16 protein-coding genes are annotated in these 17,707 nt (G+C 48.0%); 9 read left to right on the plus strand and 7 right to left on the minus strand.

Features of this window, described 5'->3' with window-relative positions:
• Positions 1–311: 311 nt before the first annotated feature.
• The 3 genes from REIFOR_RS09660 to REIFOR_RS09670 form a co-directional block, all read right to left on the minus strand.
• On the minus strand, positions 312–1,535 hold the full coding sequence (locus REIFOR_RS09660; protein ID WP_100257353.1) for a tyrosine-type recombinase/integrase: 1,224 nt from the start codon (positions 1,533–1,535) through the stop codon (positions 312–314).
• Positions 1,536–1,762: 227 nt separating this feature from the next.
• Positions 1,763–3,409, minus strand: coding sequence for a chaperonin GroEL (groL, locus tag REIFOR_RS09665; protein ID WP_100257354.1), 1,647 nt, complete (start codon positions 3,407–3,409; stop codon positions 1,763–1,765).
• Between the two features lie 37 nt (positions 3,410–3,446).
• Positions 3,447–3,734: a co-chaperone GroES gene (locus REIFOR_RS09670; protein ID WP_100257355.1), complete on the minus strand. Its 288-nt coding sequence runs from the start codon at positions 3,732–3,734 to the stop codon at positions 3,447–3,449.
• 419 nt (positions 3,735–4,153) lie between these two features.
• Between REIFOR_RS09670 and REIFOR_RS09675 the strand changes: the two genes are divergently transcribed.
• From REIFOR_RS09675 to REIFOR_RS09705, 7 genes are all read left to right on the plus strand, one after another.
• Positions 4,154–5,125, plus strand: a complete 972-nt coding sequence (locus tag REIFOR_RS09675) for a response regulator (protein ID WP_158524345.1) — start codon at positions 4,154–4,156, stop codon at positions 5,123–5,125.
• 53 nt (positions 5,126–5,178) lie between these two features.
• Positions 5,179–6,072, plus strand: a complete 894-nt coding sequence (locus REIFOR_RS09680; protein ID WP_100257357.1) for a ketopantoate reductase family protein — start codon at positions 5,179–5,181, stop codon at positions 6,070–6,072.
• A 47-nt stretch (positions 6,073–6,119) separates the two neighbouring features.
• Positions 6,120–7,760, plus strand: a complete 1,641-nt coding sequence (locus REIFOR_RS09685) for a sensor histidine kinase (protein WP_100257358.1) — start codon at positions 6,120–6,122, stop codon at positions 7,758–7,760.
• A gap of 4 nt (positions 7,761–7,764) precedes the next feature.
• Positions 7,765–8,331, plus strand: a complete 567-nt coding sequence (locus REIFOR_RS09690) for a cob(I)yrinic acid a,c-diamide adenosyltransferase (RefSeq protein WP_100257359.1) — start codon at positions 7,765–7,767, stop codon at positions 8,329–8,331.
• A gap of 221 nt (positions 8,332–8,552) precedes the next feature.
• Positions 8,553–8,987, plus strand: a complete 435-nt coding sequence (locus tag REIFOR_RS09695) for a thiol-disulfide oxidoreductase DCC family protein (RefSeq protein WP_100257360.1) — start codon at positions 8,553–8,555, stop codon at positions 8,985–8,987.
• On the plus strand, positions 8,953–9,687 hold the full coding sequence (locus tag REIFOR_RS09700; protein WP_100257361.1) for an SDR family NAD(P)-dependent oxidoreductase: 735 nt from the start codon (positions 8,953–8,955) through the stop codon (positions 9,685–9,687). The genes REIFOR_RS09695 and REIFOR_RS09700 overlap by 35 nt, the downstream gene beginning before the upstream one ends.
• 153 nt (positions 9,688–9,840) lie before the next feature.
• Entirely contained in the window at positions 9,841–10,023 is a 183-nt protein-coding gene (locus tag REIFOR_RS09705) for a DUF6435 family protein (protein WP_100257362.1), read from the plus strand.
• Positions 10,024–10,239: 216 nt separating this feature from the next.
• Here REIFOR_RS09705 and speD read toward each other — a convergent pair whose 3' ends face one another.
• The 4 genes from speD to REIFOR_RS09725 form a co-directional block, all read right to left on the minus strand.
• The gene (gene speD / locus REIFOR_RS09710) at positions 10,240–10,692 is read right to left on the minus strand and encodes an adenosylmethionine decarboxylase (RefSeq protein ID WP_100257363.1); all 453 of its coding nucleotides are present in this window, start codon (positions 10,690–10,692) and stop codon (positions 10,240–10,242) included.
• Positions 10,693–10,755: 63 nt separating this feature from the next.
• Positions 10,756–11,982, minus strand: coding sequence for an MFS transporter (locus REIFOR_RS09715; protein WP_100257364.1), 1,227 nt, complete (start codon positions 11,980–11,982; stop codon positions 10,756–10,758).
• A gap of 94 nt (positions 11,983–12,076) precedes the next feature.
• Complete coding sequence (locus tag REIFOR_RS09720; RefSeq protein WP_100257365.1) at positions 12,077–13,489, minus strand: coproporphyrinogen-III oxidase family protein; 1,413 nt, start codon at positions 13,487–13,489, stop codon at positions 12,077–12,079.
• Between the two features lie 815 nt (positions 13,490–14,304).
• Positions 14,305–15,012, minus strand: a complete 708-nt coding sequence (locus REIFOR_RS09725) for a DMT family transporter (protein ID WP_100257366.1) — start codon at positions 15,010–15,012, stop codon at positions 14,305–14,307.
• An 876-nt stretch (positions 15,013–15,888) separates the two neighbouring features.
• Between REIFOR_RS09725 and REIFOR_RS09730 the strand changes: the two genes are divergently transcribed.
• Positions 15,889–16,758: a GHMP family kinase ATP-binding protein gene (locus REIFOR_RS09730; protein ID WP_100257367.1), complete on the plus strand. Its 870-nt coding sequence runs from the start codon at positions 15,889–15,891 to the stop codon at positions 16,756–16,758.
• On the plus strand, positions 16,727–17,707 hold the full coding sequence (locus REIFOR_RS09735) for a pyridoxal-phosphate dependent enzyme (RefSeq protein WP_158524346.1): 981 nt from the start codon (positions 16,727–16,729) through the stop codon (positions 17,705–17,707). Before REIFOR_RS09730 ends, REIFOR_RS09735 begins: the two co-directional genes overlap by 32 nt.

Raw genomic sequence — 17,707 nt, forward strand, 5'->3', positions numbered from 1 at the left:
TTAAGGTGCCTGTTATCCGTCTAATTGACTGCTACTCTATCGTCCAATTGCTTGTTTAAAACATCCTATCATTGGGAAGCTGGGAGCTAACTTCTCAAAAATGACAATTTTTGATCAAGACAACAACAGTGCTCTCCTATTTTATGAAATTTTAGTGGTGAATTATTGAGCTGTTGAGAGGCGCAGAGGAATAGGATTCGCATGGCTAAATGGTTAGATTTTGATGTAACACTTGAGGTAACATTGTTATTTTTTAATATTAAATAAACATAGTAAAAACATATAGTTATAGATTTAAATCAAGTCCTCTCCTACTTCGCTCCTATTGACACCACATCAGCACCATCACGCACCGCTTCGAGATAGTCAGCCCAGATCTGCATCATTGTGGTTCTCTCAGATAAATAGATCGACCGGTTATAGGCTCTAGAAGTGGCTGTGCCCGTTAGATGAGCCAACTGAGCTTCAATGACCTCTGGTTTCCAGCCCTGCTCATGTAAGATAGTGGATGCCGTAGCTCTGAACCCATGAGCCGACATCACATCAGCAGAATAGCCGAGTTTTCTCAGCAGGTTGGTCATGACGTTTTTAGATAGTGGCTTGCCAGAATCGCGCTCATTTGGGAATACATACGATGAATAACCTGTTATCTCTTGAACCGCCTGTAAGTGCTCGATGACTTGATCAGCCAGGGGAACCAGATGTTCCCTACCGCGCTTCATATCTTCAGCAGGAATGACTAGTATCTTTTGATCGAAGTCGATGTAATCCCACCGAAGGTTTCTAATTTCTCCAGGTCTCAGGAATAACCTGGGAATGAGCTTCAACGCCTCAGCAGTGCAGTAGCTGCCTAAGTCTGAATTATCGATATCACGGATTAATTGACCTAAATCCTTAGATCGAGTAATTTCCGCACGATGTTCAACCTTCGGCATGGGTTTAAGAATATCGCTAAGGGGTAAACCTTGAGCTGGATTATTACGTGTAAACCGGTGAGCCAGTGCATAACCGAAAATACGATTGATCACCGAGAGTATAACGGGAGCTTTGCGAGGATGACCTCCTTTCTCAATTGACAGCATCACTTCCGTAATATGCCCTTGATCGACAGCATCAACCGACAGCTTACCGATAGACTTCAACTCTTGCTCGATCCATCGTTTTACCTTCTTTGCGTGATCAGAAGACCACGAGGACTCTTGCTGCTCCCACCAGGCTAATGCAATGATTTTGAATGTTCGCTCTACTGCGACAGTTTCACGCTTTCTGGAGCGCCGTTCTGCTGTAGGGTTAATACCCTGTACCAGTAGAGCACGGGCCTGGGCAGCCAGGTTTCGAGCTTCAAGTAGGGGTATCGTGGGGTACTGACCTAAAGCCAGTTCCTGGTGCTTCCCAGCGTACCGATAACGTAGTCGCCACAACTTCGACCCACTGGCTTTTACCAGTAAATACAAGCCGTTACCGTCACTTTTCTTAATTTGCTTCTGACCTTCAGGGCAGGTCAAACGCTTCACTTCCATTGCTGTTAACGCCACAACATCGCCTCCATAGGGGTATCGGTAGGGGTATCATGAGGGGTATCGGTGTTTAAAATACCCCTATTGAGAGAGGAAACATTTACCGATACCCCTCATTGCACCCCTGATACCCCTAGATTCAATGGGGCAGTATAGGACTAAACAAGACGAGCAGGCAATAAAAAAGCCCGCAAACACTCGGCTTGCGGGCCTTCTTGAGACTTACTAGGTTTTAAGCAGCTTGCTTACATCATGCCGCCCATGCCACCCATTCCGCCCATATCCGGCATGCCGCCAGCAGAGGCAGCAGAATCGGCAGGCTTGTCAGCGATCATGGCTTCAGTCGTGATCATCAGACCTGCAACCGAGGCAGCCGCTTGCAATGCAGTACGGGTTACCTTAGTTGGGTCAATGATGCCGGCTTCGATCATATCCAGATAGTCGCCCGTAGCGGCGTTGTATCCGAAGTTGCCCTTGCCTTTCTTCACTTCGTTCAATACCACGGAGGCTTCGCCACCGGCATTGCGAACGATTTGACGTAACGGAGCTTCCATGGCGCGTAACGCCAAAGCAATACCGACGTTTTGGTCTTCGTTATCGCCCTTAAGGCCGATAATGTTGGCCATCGCGCGGACCAGTGCAACACCGCCACCAGCAACAACGCCTTCTTCAACTGCTGCACGGGTTGCATGCAGAGCATCGTCAACGCGTGACTTCTTCTCTTTCATTTCGACTTCAGACGCAGCACCGACTTTCAGTACGGCAACGCCACCAGCCAATTTGGCAACACGTTCTTGCAACTTCTCTTTGTCGTAATCTGAAGTTGATTGCTCAATCTCAGCACGGATCTGCTCAACACGCGCCTTGATGTCGGCCTGGTTGCCGGCACCATCAACAACAACGGTGATTTCTTTAGTAGAGGTTACGCGCTTAGCAGAACCCAGGTGTTCCAGGGTAGCGGTTTCAAGGCTCAAACCAACTTCTTCTGAAATCACGGTGGCGCCAGTCAATACCGCCAGATCTTGCAACATGGCTTTACGACGGTCACCGAAACCCGGTGCTTTCGTCGCTGCTACCTTAACGGTACCGCGCATGTTGTTGACCACCAAGGTCGCTAAGGCTTCGCCTTCGATGTCTTCGGCAATAATAGTCAAGGGATGGCCTGACTTGGCAACCATTTCCAAGATTGGGATCAGATCACGAATATTGGAGATCTTCTTGTCGACTAACAGGATGTAAGGGCTTTCCTGTTCAGCAGTCATGTTCTCATGGTTGGTCACGAAGTAAGGTGACAGGTAACCGCGATCGAACTGCATACCTTCAACAACTTCGAGCTCGTCGATGAAACCACTGCCTTCTTCAACGGTGATAACGCCTTCTTTACCAACACGCTCCATGGCATCGGCAATCAGCTGACCGATGGTGGCATCGGAGTTCGCTGAAATAGTACCGACCTGAGCAATAGACTTAGCATCAGTACAAGGAGTAGACAGCTTGGCCAACTCGATCACTACGGCCGCAGCCGCTTTGTCGATACCGCGCTTCAGATCCATTGGGTTCATGCCGGCAGCAACTGACTTCAGGCCTTCGTTTACAAAGGCTTGGGCCAATACGGTGGCAGTAGTCGTACCGTCACCCGCTTCGTCATTCGCTTTAGAGGCAACTTCTTTAACCATCTGAGCGCCCATATTTTCGAACGCGTCTTCCAATTCAATTTCTTTGGCAACGGTTACGCCATCTTTGGTCACCAGGGGTGCACCATAAGATTTTGCCAATACAACATTACGACCCTTAGGCCCCAATGTTACCTTGACCGCGTCAGCCAACAGATTCACACCTTTTTGCATCTTGTCTCGTGCGGAGAGACCAAAAACTACTTCTTTAGCAGCCATAATTCCTTACCTTCCTAATTTGTTTGATTCGGTTTAATTAAGCGATAACGCCGAAAACGTCGCCTTCGCTCATAATCAACAGCTCTTCACCATCAACTTTAACGGTGCTGCCGGAATATTGACCGAACAAAACGGTGTCGCCGACTTTAAGGTCAACGGGACGAACTTCCCCATTGTCGAGGATACGACCATTACCAACAGCAAGAATTTCACCCTGTGAAGGTTTTTCTTTCGCAGAACCAGGCAACAGAATACCACCAGCAGTGGTCGTTTCTTCTTCTTTGCGGCGAACTACGACGCGATCATGCAAAGGACGGATTTTCATGGATCAGTCTCCTAATAAAGTTGGGAGTATTGTTATTAACAAGTTAAATAAGTAAACCACTCTAAAACACTTACTTACTAGTATGTTTGTTTAACCGCAGCCCATAGATTTGGGGCAGAAGCCATCATTTCAATAGGCCGCAAAATATTTCTTTCTGTTATCGGCTAAATTAACCTCTCAGTGAGGTAACTCGTGGGCTGGCGGGCTACGGCCTGCTACCCGGCGGCCCACCTGGCCAAGAAGAAATGTACGACGAAAGTCGAATTCCGTTCGACAAGACGCCAAACCGAAGATCTGAAATTGGACCCCCTCACGCTCTCGACAAAAATAAGTCTTTCTGACAGATTAGTAAATGTCACCCTTTATAATGAGCTTCTATACTCTAATATCAATGGATGCAACACAGGAAAAACAGGGACATGCCAGCAAGCTCAAGCTCTATCATGATAGTAGACGACACCAAGTTCAGCAGTGCGGTGGTGCGCAAGCTACTGCAACTCGATGGTTTTACCGACATCCGGGTCGCCGACACCGCCATTGACGCCTTAGCCATGTTAAAGCAGCGCAATGCCGATGTTTTGCTCGCCGATTGGTTGATGCCCGGCATGGACGGTTTAGAACTGACCCAACTGGTGCGGGAACTCAATCGGCGTAAAAACGTGTTCACCTATATAGTCTTGCTCACAGCCAAGGAAGAAAATGAGGATTTGAAACAGGCCTTCGCCCAAGGGGTGGATGACTTCGTCGGCAAAACCTCCATGAAGACCCATCTACTGCCCCGTGTGCACGCCGCTCAGCGCATTTCCCGCTTTCAAAACTCGCTCTTGCAGCGCGAGCTGGCCCTGAAAGAACAGTTTCGTGCCCTCACCCTGCTCAATCAGGTTGATCCGGCCACGGGGATAGGCAACCAAGTCTTTATGGAGCAGCAGCTGTCCCGCTATTTAAAGCAGCACAAGGGGCGTAACGGCCATATCGGCTTACTGCTGTGCCGTTTCGATAATTTGGCGCACATGAGCGCGCTGCACGATGAGTCCTTTAAGAACCAGTTGCTTAAGGCTGCCGGCGATCGCTTGCGCGATACCGCCCGGCCAATGGATGATATCGCCCGGATCAACGATAACACCTTAGCGCTATCGCTCTATGGCAACGAATCCAATTTCACCACGCACAAATTGGTGCGCCGGGTGCAAGAAGCCCTGCTGATTCGGGCCTATTCGACCTCCATGGGCTTTGCCTCACTGACCGGCACCCTGCACTATGAGGTGATCGATGCCAATGCCAAGGCCACTCAAACAGCGTCCGAAGTGATCAGCGCGGCCTTGGAGCATCTGGAACAGATGGCCGATGGTCAGTCGGTGCACCTTTGGGCGCCGGACGACAAAGAGGCTTGATCCAAGATCAGGCTGGGTTAGACTGAGCCATACTTCATGAATCTGACCAGTCTATGCCGGCAATCTGCTCTCTGATCGCGGGCCCGGGTGCCATTGGCGCCCTCGCCTGCGCCCAAGCCCAACTCTATGGCCCGGTCTGGGCCTATGCCCATCGGCCAAAGCTAAGCTTGGCGACTGAATGCCGGCGCACCCCGACGTCCGTGCCGTTGCTCTGGCAACCCTTGAGTGCAGCAGAGGACACCGTCGAGCTGATCTGGATCTGTTGTAAGGCTTATCAGGCGCAAGCCACTGCAGAGGTACTGCTGAATCGCTACCCCAATGCCGTCGCGATCTTGTTGCATAATGGCATGGGTCCGCAGCAGCAGCTGGCAAAGCAGTTCCCCGGCCGCCTGATCTGGGGCACCACTACCTGTGGTGCGCTCAAACTGGACCCGTACACCTTTCAACAAACCGGTTACGGCACCAGCCACCTGGGCTTACCGCCTAGCTCATCGGCACGGAGCCCCGCTGCGGCTATGCTGGCGCGCCTGGCCACTTGGCATGGGCCGTTGAATCCGATCGTTACGGAGCAGGTTGAGCCGTTACTGTGGCAAAAAATACTAATCAATGCGGTAATCAACCCTATTACTGCGGCCCACCAGATTCGTAACGGCCAACTCTTAGAACCCGCATTTGCTGCCGAGATTGACGGCCTCTGTGGCGAAATAGGCCAGCTGATGCAACATCTGAAGCTGCCAGCCATTGCCAACCCGCACCAGCTGATACAGAAAGTTGCCACGCTCACGGCGGAAAATCGCTCCTCGATGGCCGAGGATGTCCGAACCGGTCGGCCAACGGAAATCGACTACATTACCGGCTTTTTGTTGCACCAGGCGCATGGCTTCGGGCTGGCGACACCCTTTTTAGCAAAGTGGCATAAACAAATTGCACAAGCTGGTAAATCCTGACAGTCTTATTGCTTCTTTTAGCTTCCTAGAAGTGCATCCAACTGCGCATGCTTCAGTTCAGGTCTCTCAGCCAACGCCTCTTTTTTGGCTATGCCGCCGCCACATTGGCGTTGATCGGTTTTCTGGTGCTTTTCGATGAGGTAACCGACTTTAGCCTGTTAACCCGCTTAATGGTTTCATTAACACTGATCAGCCTGGTGTTTTTAATCCTGCACCTATTTTTTTACCGCTACGTGCTCCGCCCGCTCAAACATCTGATGCAGATCACCCAGAAGCTGGCCGATGGCGGCAATTCATTGATTCGCGCCGAAAAAATGCAGAATGACGAGGTAGGCGATTTAGTAGATGCCTTTAATGAGATGCTCGACCAGATACAACTGCGTAAAGAAATGATTGTCTCCGAGCGAGATCGGGTCGCGATTGCGCTCGAACAGGCCGATGACTATGCCAATGTCACCCTGGCCACCAATAAGCAGCTGGAAATTGAGGTCCAGGTGCGCAAGCGCATCGAGGCCAAGCTGACCGAGTTTCAGCAGTTTTTGACCTCCATTATCGACTCGATGCCATCGGTGCTGATCACCATTGATCAACAATTTAATGTCACCCAATGGAACTGCGAAGCCTCCGACCTGAGCGGCACCGACAGCACCAAGGCGATCGGTAGTAAGGTTCAAGACGCCTTTCCGATGATCGCCCAGCATATTGAGTGGATCGAACAGGTTTGGCATCAGAACGTATCACGCACCTTGCACAATATCGAACAAACGGTGCACCACCAGATCCGCCACTTTGATATCATCGTCTACCCGCTCAAAGACACCGATGCACCGAGCGCGGTGATTCGGATCGATGACATTACCGATAAGTTCCTGATGGAAGAAGCCATTATTCAGTCCGAAAAGGTTATGTCATTGGGCGGCATGGCGGCGGGCATGGCGCATGAAATCAATAACCCGATCAGCGCCATCGTGCAGAATGTACAGAATATCAAGCGGCGCATCGCGCCCGACCTGGCCATCAATCAGCTCCAGGCCGAGAAAAGCGGTATTGAACTGGACCATCTGAACCATTATCTCACCGAACGCAAAATACACGCATTCTTGGATAATATTTCTCAGTCGGGTATTCGGGCCTCGAACCTGGTCACCAATATGCTGCAGTTTAGCCGTGAAAGTGGCGTGAATATGCAACCCTGCTTGATTGTCGATGTACTCGAAAAGGCTATTAACATTGCCATAACCGACGATCGCCTGAGCGATTTCAAAGACAATTTCGACCTCAATTTCGACCAAGACTTTGCCGCACCCCAGGCTCTGGTTGCCGGAGTATTTAGTGAACTGGAGCAGGTCTTACTCAATCTGATCAAAAATGCGGTATTCGCCATCAAAGAGCGCATGCTGAGTCTGAACGATATTGATGAGGGTATAATCCATATTCATCAATACGTCTTAGATAACCAATGTATTATCAGCGTTGTCGACAACGGCATCGGCATGAGCGCGCAAACGCGCAAGAAAATATTTGAGCCATTTTTTACCACCAAAGAAGTTGGCGCAGGCACTGGCTTGGGTCTGTCCGTCAGCTATTTCATTGTTTGCTCACACCATAACGGGCAAATGCAGGTGGAATCGGAATTCGGCCATGGCTGTCGTTTCGAGATCACCCTACCACTCTATATCGAGGCATAAGCAATTGGGTTACCGACTGACAAAGATCTACACCAAAACCGGCGACAACGGCACGACCGGCTTGGGCATCAATGAACGCATCGCCAAGGACAGCCTAAGGATTCAGGCCATTGGCGATATAGACGAGCTCAACAGCACCCTGGGTTTCTTTATTGAGAGTGTGGCGCCGACCTCCACGCATCGTGACGAACTGCGCCAAATTCAACACGACCTGTTCGACCTAGGCGGCGAGTTGGCCATGCCCGACTACAGCCTGCTCGACGGTGCCATTATCGACCAGCTGGAAGCCTTAATCGACCGCGATAACGCCGAGCTGCCACCGCTGACTAACTTTATCTTACCCGGCGGTAACGAAGCGGCCGCGCGCTGCCATATGGCACGGGCCCTATGCCGACGGGTGGAACGCACCGTGGTGACCTTCAACCGCGCCGAGGACAAGCCCCATACCCTGGCGCAAACCTACCTCAACCGCTTATCGGACTATCTCTTTGTCTTGGCACGCCTATTGGTGCAAGAGCAAGGCGATGCTGAAGTATTGTGGCAGTCGCGCCACCGCAGAGACCCCAAATAGCCTAACAACAGGCGCACAGAACACCCTATCGCGGCAGCTCAGGCTGCTGCGCTGATTCATTCGAACTCGATGAGATCCCTTCTCCCCGCCCCTGCGTATTGATACCCAACGCATCGAAAGGCTTCTGGCAATTGGTCTAGCCTTGCCGACTGGTATTCATTTAACCAAGCCATCAGCCTTAGGTAGACCGATAGAGGCCCGTTATCGAGGAGAAACGCAGCGTGACTCGCAGTAGTTTGACCATCTTTTACGACGCCCAGTGCCCCTTATGCAATCTGGAAATGCAGAAGCTAAAGGATCAGGACACAGCAGGCTTAATCATCTTGGTGGATTTGCACCAGGCGGACTTCGAACAGCAATTTCCGCATGTCGATCGAGCTCAAGCGCTTAAGATCCTCTACGGCGAATATCAGGGTGAGCCTCTGAGAGCGATGGATGTAACCCATAGGGCCTGGACGCTGGTCGGTCGAGGAACCCTAGTAGCCCCACTGCGCTGGCCCATCATTCGGCCACTGGCCCATCTCGTCTATCTGCTCCTGGCCAAATACCGCCGCCCTATTTCCCATTTTTTATTTACGCGCTTTGGCCTCGGTCTGGCCGTGTGTGACCAAGGAACCTGTTATGAACAAACAAACCACTCTAATCATCGGGGCTAGCAGCGCGATAGCCAAGGCCTTGGCCGCGCAAGTTATTGCCGACCCAGACGCAGAACTGGTTTTGGTCAGCCGCGATGTGAGCTACTACCAAAGCGCCGAGTTTGAGCACGCCAAACTGGTTCGAGTAAGCGACTATCAAGAGGCTGAAATCGGTCTCGCGGTGGCCCGCATACAGCGCGCGACCGAATCGGACATTGCCCGGGTTTTTATCTGCCATGGGGTCTTGCACAACGACAACTGCCAGCCAGAAAAGCGCTTGGAGGACTTCTCCGCCGCGTCCTTCACTGAAATTGTCAGCGCCAACACGATCACCCCGATGCTCTGGTTAAAATCTTTAATGCCGATCCTAACGGGCCGCCAGAAGTGCAAGGTGGTGGTCTTTAGCGCCCGAGTCGGCAGCATAGCCGACAATGCAATTGGTGGCTGGTACAGCTATCGCGCCTCCAAGGCTGCGATGAATATGCTGCTCAAGTCGGCTGCGGTGGAACTCGCGCGTCGGGCAAAAAACATCAAACTGATCTCTTTTCACCCCGGCACCACGGATACACCCCTGTCGAAGCCGTTTCAGCGCAGCGTACCGGACGGTAAGCTCTTTACCAGTGAATTTGTCGCCGAGCAGCTATTAAGCATCGTGGCCGACACGCCAGTCGATGGCACAGCCAGTTTCCTCGATTGGCAAGGCAAAACCATACCCTGGTAGGGTTTGTGGCTACCGGGCAGGCGATTGTGGCTACCGGGCAGGCGGTTATTGCTACCGGATAGATGCCAAGGTTTGAGCCCCGGCCAAACTCGCTGAGCGATCTAACCCGGGGGTCCGTACGTAACCTCTTTAAACCTTAAGAAGAAATGACCTATGTTTTCTATGTTCAAGTCTGACCCAACGAAAAAACTCAAGAAGCAGTACGAAGCCAAACTTCAAGAGGCCATGGAAGCCCAACGAGGCGGCGATATTCGCAGCTACTCCATGCTCAGCGAGGAAGCGGATGGCTTGTACAAGCAGTTCCTCGCCGCCGAGCAAGAAGCAAAGGCAAAATAGGCACCGCCTGTTTGAGCGTTGGACATCGGCCTAATAGGGTCGATGTTGCCAAGCCTAGCGAAGGTTCGGCCATCTTAAACGGCCCTTGAACCCCGCCAATGCTCCTGACGGGGCCCTTATCCTCTGTAACACCCTCCCTATGAAAGCTCCGATCTAAGCTCCGATCTAAGAGAAAAGATTACCGCCTCGCCTCATCCTTGTGTCTGAATAAATCGTTTACCGATTATGTGCATATTGCCAAATTGAGCAATCATTCACAGCCCCCGTCTCGACAATGCCGCGGCGCATTGTGGTAAGCGAATGGTGTGAGGGACAAAACGCATCAATAATGACCTTTACCGATTCCTCGGGCCTAGACTTACCACACATAAAAATATCAAAGGCCGCATAATCTCGCTCTGGCCATGTATGTACCGAAATGTGTGATTCCGCCAGAACTGCCACCCCTGAAATACCACCACTGGACTCGAAGCAATGAACATGCATGTGCAAAAGTGTTGCATCACTTGAACAAATGCAGTTATTAAACACGGCCTCCATAAAGCCACTGTCAGTTAATTTTTTAGCGCCCCACACATCAAGTATAATATGAGTGCCAGCAAACTCCACGCCATCGACCGTTTGAAAATAGTCCTTTACAGAGAAATCGGAGTCATTTTTTAATAACATGTACCGCCTCCTTATCGTGACAATAGTATTATAATTTCCGTAAAAAACGCCAATACAGTCTATCTAAGACATATATTTTTCGCTTTCAACGGGCCAAGTACTGTGCCTTTTTCGTTCTAACAAACGAACAATTATAAAGCCGAAGGCTATGCAAGCGCAGATAAAACCAAGTAGAACGCCTGAATATTTGGCGCTGACTACCATTAAAACAACTCCAACAATAAATCCTGAAAGCGCTTCACCGGTATTGGCGAGAGTAGAGAAATAGCTAAAAACCTTACCCATGTATTTTTCTTCGGTATTCTTTTGAATGCTGCAAATTAGCGCGACATCCACAAACGCACCTGAAACACCTAAAACGAAGGCCCATCCTAACAGCCAAAAGAGATTATTCGACACAAACAACATTGATATACATAGACCGTAAACCAACCAATAGACCGTGGGCGTATTCAGTGTGGTTTCGACTTTCCCGAACAGGTAGGCGCCAAATAGGGTTCCCGCAGCGATCAAACCTAAGGTCCAGGCCACAAGTTCAGGCGGCCGGTTCATATCCACCGTTATGTACAACGGAATAACAAGACGAATAATTGCTGAAATTGCAAGAATAGAGGCTGCGGAACAATACACGGTGTCAAAAAGCTTCCTTCGACCATTCAGGTACCTGAAAATATTAAACCTAATTTCATTGGAATCGCTGATTCGACCATTCTTGCTCAGAGGATAATAGTTAATTAGAAAAACCAGCATTAAGGAAACGAGATAGGTCATTGAGTCGAATAAGAAGGCTTGCCAATACTCGCCTACTGTCACAATTACGCCCGCTATGAGTGGCCCAGCAATAACACCCAAATTCTCTGAGACTTGGAATCTACTGTTATATTTCGTAAGATCTGCTTTCTTTACCAGTTCTGGCAACATGGCTTGTTGAGCGGGTTGATAGAAACACCTACAGGTTGTCGACAAGAAAGCGATACAAGCCAACAGTGCGACACTTTCTAGATTGAAGAAAACCAGGTATGTTAAGGCAAGCGCCAAAGAAAATCGAATAGCATCCGCTATCAGCATGTTCGTTTTCCTGTTATACCGGTCTGCCACCACACCACCCAGGTAGCCGAAAAAAAGATAGGGAATAAACTGAATGGTAATAACCAAGCCCATTTGAAATTCATTACCTTTCAACAGACCAACAATTAACAGGATAAATACAACATCCTGTAAGCTATTGCCCATCTTAGCGAGGCCGTGGGCGGCTATTAAGAGATACTTATTAACATCTCTTTGTTTCATTTAAGGCCATCCTTCAGATTATTTATTTCATGCCTAACATCACCTAACGAGCAACCTACTAAATAAACTCATGACTACGGGTCTTAATATAATACTAGGTGAAATATTCATCCCCATAGACAATTTCCCGCGTCGAGATAAAACGGTCCGGCGTCTCTAACTGGGTGGCCACAATATTATCAAGGCACTGCCGTTCAGTTTGAGTCATCAGGAAATACATCATATTTACGTAGTTATACCACCCAGCCTTGGTGATCCGATAGTGAGTCGACTCATCCCGAATAAGCCCAATGCCAACAAGCTGCTCGATACGTTCAAGTAATACGCCCGGTATCTTATTAAAGGCAATACGCGCTTTATCAGCAAAGCCGTGGTATGGCAACCTGAGAATGAGGGGCCGAGCGTAATCGAGTACTTCTGGGTGTGTACGGACCTTAACAACTATTTCTCTTGTTCTTGTATAGGCTTCTATATATCTGGAACGGCTGGTCGGATTCTGAATCGTCATACCAAACAGTGACGAAATTGCATTAACCCCGAAACCGAGCAAGTCATAATCATGATATCCGTATACATGCTCGTGGTACTGAAAGGTATAGCCTTCATAAATAACCTTATCCCTATTATAGACGTCAGTTTTTCGATACCCGTGGCCATTGTGAGGTGCATAACCTCTTGAACGCATATACTCATCCACGAGTAGGTTCATGGTAAACTTTCGAACCGCTGAGGTAGGTTCACACTGTAAATCGAGAAGCGACTTATGGAGTGAGGTTTGGGTCATAACATTGTCAATAGGGTAGATATCAATATTTGAGCAGCCGGTATCACAAGCAGCTGTTAGATCTTTCAATAACTCGGCCTCATCCTGGCCAGACATCCCATAAAGCAAATCAAAACTCACGGTGTTGAAATTATGTTTGAGTAATTCAATAGCACTGGATATCTGCTCTAAGGTAGCAGTAAGTGTGAACAGGTCTCTCCATCTCTTTGAGAAGCTTTGCAGGCCAAAGCGTGGATGGGATACGCCAATTTCCTTCATTGCATCAATTTTGTCTTTGGTTAAACTTTTCACTTCAATCTCGAATGAGAATTCTTCTATATCTGAAAGGTCAAAATATTCACGAATGGCTTTGCCAATAGTCCTTATGTGATCTGGGCTTAAAAGAGATGGTGTCCCACCACCGAAGAATATTGCATTAATCGGAACGCTACCTATAGGGTATTTATTGGCTTTAGCGCTCAGCTCGGTAAGTAGTGCAGAAACGTAACTATCGATTACCGATCGGTCCTTAACCAAGCCACGCGTAAATGGACAAAATGAGCAAATTGTGTCGCAAAAGGGTATATGGAAATAAAGCGCTCTCTTTTTCGCAACTGAATTTGCGCTTATGAATAGATGCTCCAGCTGTGCGGAGTCCACTGACCGCCCGGATGACGGGTAGAAAAAATTATACAGAGGGTATTGTCTATCAAATGCGAATATCCCGTTGCCCACTATATTCATAGCCTACCCTACCTAACAGGTTATAAAAGGAAGGGCTCAGCCCTTCCGTTTAAACTGCATTTACCATACTACTGTGGCGAATTTTTTATCTTTGACTGTGGTTTTTACAAACAGTATCTTGGCGTTTTCCATCGAGTTAGTCTCCAGTTTGTATCAATTTATAATCATTCTCAAAGTAACATACAGGTTGCAGATAGCCTTGAGTTCCAAAACAGGTAATATTCGCTAGAACCTGAGAAACGCAGACTACAATAAATATTACTATTTTTCGCATATTATTTTGCTATAAATAAACACATAGATATCACACCAAAAACTAATAACCCGTTTTATCGGGTTAATGAGATTCCGATATACTTCCAAATTATAATATTAGAATAAGAAATAACTTTTTAGTCCTAAAACCGTATTTTTTTACACCGTAACATCCTCTTCGGCCGACATATATAATTACGCATAGGCTTAATGCTCGCTCACTGTGAGGAACACGCTGCAGGATTAGGATTAGACTAATGGGATCAGCCATCAGGGAAACGGTGTCAGAGCAAAGGGATCTGGATCAAGGCTTGGATTGCAGCTTTTAATTTAAAGCGTTGCTTCGATATCGAAAATGCGCGCCATTAAGGTCAATGAATCGAAGGGTGACAAGGCAGGTCATTTTTTTGGCTTGTGGTTTTGGCTTGTGGTTTTGGCTTGTGGCTTTTGAGTCTCGCCGGTTATCGTCTAGGTGGTCGCCACTTCCCTGCTCCACAAAGGGTAATCGATATTGCAGCCTTACCGTGCATAGGTAATCCCCCCCTATATGGCGAGATAATTTATGCGAATGAGATGACGGCAACGCCAACGAAACCAACGCAGAGTGCGGCGATTTGACGACGAGTTACCCTTTCTTTATTGAGCCAAGCAATAATCACTGCAAAGAGCGGACTGCTCGCTAACAGTGTTTGTGCAAGTCCTGCTGACAGCAAATCTAATGACCACTGCAGCATAAATACCCCGATCACCGTGCCAAGAAAAATCGCCAGTATGAGCTTGGTGCTTTGCCGACGGGTAAGCGGTTGGAATCGAATCCTTTGTTTTTGCAGGCGTAAATATCCCAGACCAACGACAGTGAACAGTAGCCCACCCGCAAGACGCCACACTGCAGACTCCAGTACGCCTAATTCAGTAGTACTCAAACAATAACGAGAAATTAATGCGCCCGTCGCTTGGCAGCAAGCGGCTGTAATGGCAAATAATACCGCCACCAGGTCTAACCGGTTGTGATGGCGCCAGCCAATGGCCAGGTCGGATGCCAATAAAACTAAGAATATACCGGCGTAGTGAAGCCAGGTTAACGTCTCACTGAGTAAGACAAAGGCAAGGGTTATGACAATAAATGGCGCAAGCGTCTCAGCGATGAGCAGAGTGTTTTGCTCGCCAATCCGGGTCAACGATGCAAATAAAGCCGTATCGCCTAGGCCAATTCCTATTACTCCACTGTGCATCAGTATTAGACCGGTATTTAAATCGGCGGCGTCCATATTACCGCGCAGGATGTTAGCGGCTTCCCAGAGGTAGGATTCAATGCTGCAGGGTGATGTTGTGGCACCTGAAGGGACCGGTGTTAGGCGGTTGGATAGGGTCTGACTTCGCAGTGGAATGGGGGTTGACGCAAGGGTAGCGGGCAATTTTCTGGGTATGTGACAGGGCGGCAACTTGGGTAAATTCGATTTCTCGCTTTAGGCCCAACGGGCGCATTAGTCCACTCTAGGCTTGATCGCTCAGTGGCCTGTTAGGGCTAGGCTCTTCACTGCCAGATGGCACAGCGCCCTACCTCTCTAATGCCAAGCTAAATTGGCAAACGAGCAGCACTACCCTGGTCTCGTTCCTTGGACCCGACTAAGGGTCGGGGCTGTTTCAAGCATAGCGCACTCGCAACCCATAAACGCGTGCATAGGACGCATCACGCGGCAGTCCCTAATTCAACGCCAAATCGTTCGGTTTCTTATGCTGAGCTCGTGTGGGATAACATCATCAATCAAGCAGTGAATATCGGCTTGGGTAAACTTTGTTTTCATGGCCATCTTTGTCGAAATAGGTCCAGGCGATTTTAATTAATACCTGATGTGACCTAAAACATCCACCTGAAACTAAACTCATACTAGTCAACACCGAAGCAGATGGTATTTTATTTTTTATATAGATTCATTACTAAATAAGTATAGAAATTTTTTAGACAAAAAAAGAATATCCTTAAATTAAAAAAACTCTGTGTTTACAATCAGAAAAAATCGATTCACCAATATACTTATAATTGCCCTCGAATCGTTAAAACGAAAACGGGCATTCGGCCTATAGAAAGATGTTGTATGGAATAGATTATAAAACTATTTTCGAAACAGGATCTATAACAAAAAATGACAACCAAAACCCCTCAATCCATTGATGTAAATCAGCCTAACTATAGAGTATATTCCCATGCCGGGGAGTGGATTCAAGGGCCAATTCTTTGCCCTAGGACCGGTAATTTCGAAAAGGTACTGGTGACACTAAGAACAAACACCCTTAGGACAAGCTTCACTTATAACTCAAACAATAACTACCGCCATGGTAAAAAGATTCAGAACTTAGCGGAGAAGTTAGCAACGAAGTACCATGCCCATATAGACCCCTGTCATTTTATGAAGTTTTCAAACATTCCGATTGGCGTGGGCCTAGGGTCTTCAACTAGTGATTTGGTCGCATTTACCTTTGCATATCTTCACGAGCTAGGTGTTCGTTTGACGCACCTGCAAACATATCAAATGGCAACCGAATACGAGGGATACAGTGATCCTTTGTACGACAGCAGGACGTTTTTATTCAACTCAAAATCGAAAAAGGAGCTGTATTCACTACCATCGATAGGGAAAAAATATAAGGCAGCGCTAACATTTTCGAAACAAGTTAGAGAAATAGTTACAGATGAGCTGCAGTTTAACTATACCCAAGAGGACATTGAGAAATTCAAGATGATTGAGGCGGCCTTTAGACGGGGTATCACAACAGCCAACTTTAAGATGATTTTTGCAGCAGCGGATGCCTCTGCAGTTCAAAATCAACACCATATGTCGTTAGATGACTATGATGAAATTAAGGATATATGTTCCCGGTATGCCATGGGATTCTCCATAAGCCATTCCGGGTCGGCTATTGTAATTCATGCTGAAGACCAGAATTTGGCACTGGTCAGAAAGGTTCTTGCGGGTGAGGGTTATGAATCAAAAAAAATTACAATTTCTCTCTGACTACATAAAGAATGCCATGCCTAGGGTGCATACTCATGGCAGTGATATATTCCTTTCATTTGAATATATGAAACGAATACCGGCAGCCTATATGATCCTGGCTGGCATCCGAACAGGCAAAATTACTGAAAAAACAGTCATTATTGAGTCGAGCTCTGGAACCCTGGCTATTGGCTTGGCCGAAGTGTGTAAGCTATTAGGGCTTGAGTGCCACATAGTTACGGATCCAGCCATTAATGGGACGCCGGAGTTTTTCTGCCATCTACTTGGGGCGGTAATACATAAACTTGACGTTCCAGATGAAAAGGGGAACTTTCAACAAAGAAGGCTGAAGGAAGTCGATCGATTAAGAAACGACATCCGAGATCACTTCTATACCAACCAGTATGACAATCTGGACAATAGAATCTCCTATTGCCAAGTAGCTGCACATATCCTACAGCAAATTGATGGGCCTATTGATTTCCTGGTGTCACCCGTCGGATCTGGAGGTTCCTCTTCCGGCCTGCTCGATTCTCTCAGGTTGATTTTTCCGAATATCTTTGGGGTAGCTATCGATACCCAGGGTTCAGTCCTATTTGGCGATGAAAACTATGAGCGCAAGCTGCGTGGACTCGGTAATAGCCTAATACCACACAATCTTAACTCCTCGGCATTTCAACGTGTGTATTGGGTGACCCAGGATGACGCAATATTAGGCTGCCAACGGCTGTATACAGAACACAATATTTTTGCTGGCCTAAGTTCGGGCGCAGCCTTTAAGGCTCATGAACATCTAAGGCAAGAACATGCACATTCAACCATCATGAGCGTTATGCCCGATACAGGCTACAGATACCTTGAAACGATAGATAAAGAACAACTCATTTCCTCTGCGGTTCCTTTAAAGATTAAAAGCCCGATCAACTTGAACCGGAACAACCCTGCATTTACCTATATGGAGCTTTAA

It is taken from the genome of Reinekea forsetii, from assembly GCF_002795845.1.
Taxonomy (GTDB): Bacteria; Pseudomonadota; Gammaproteobacteria; order Pseudomonadales; family Natronospirillaceae; genus Reinekea; species Reinekea forsetii.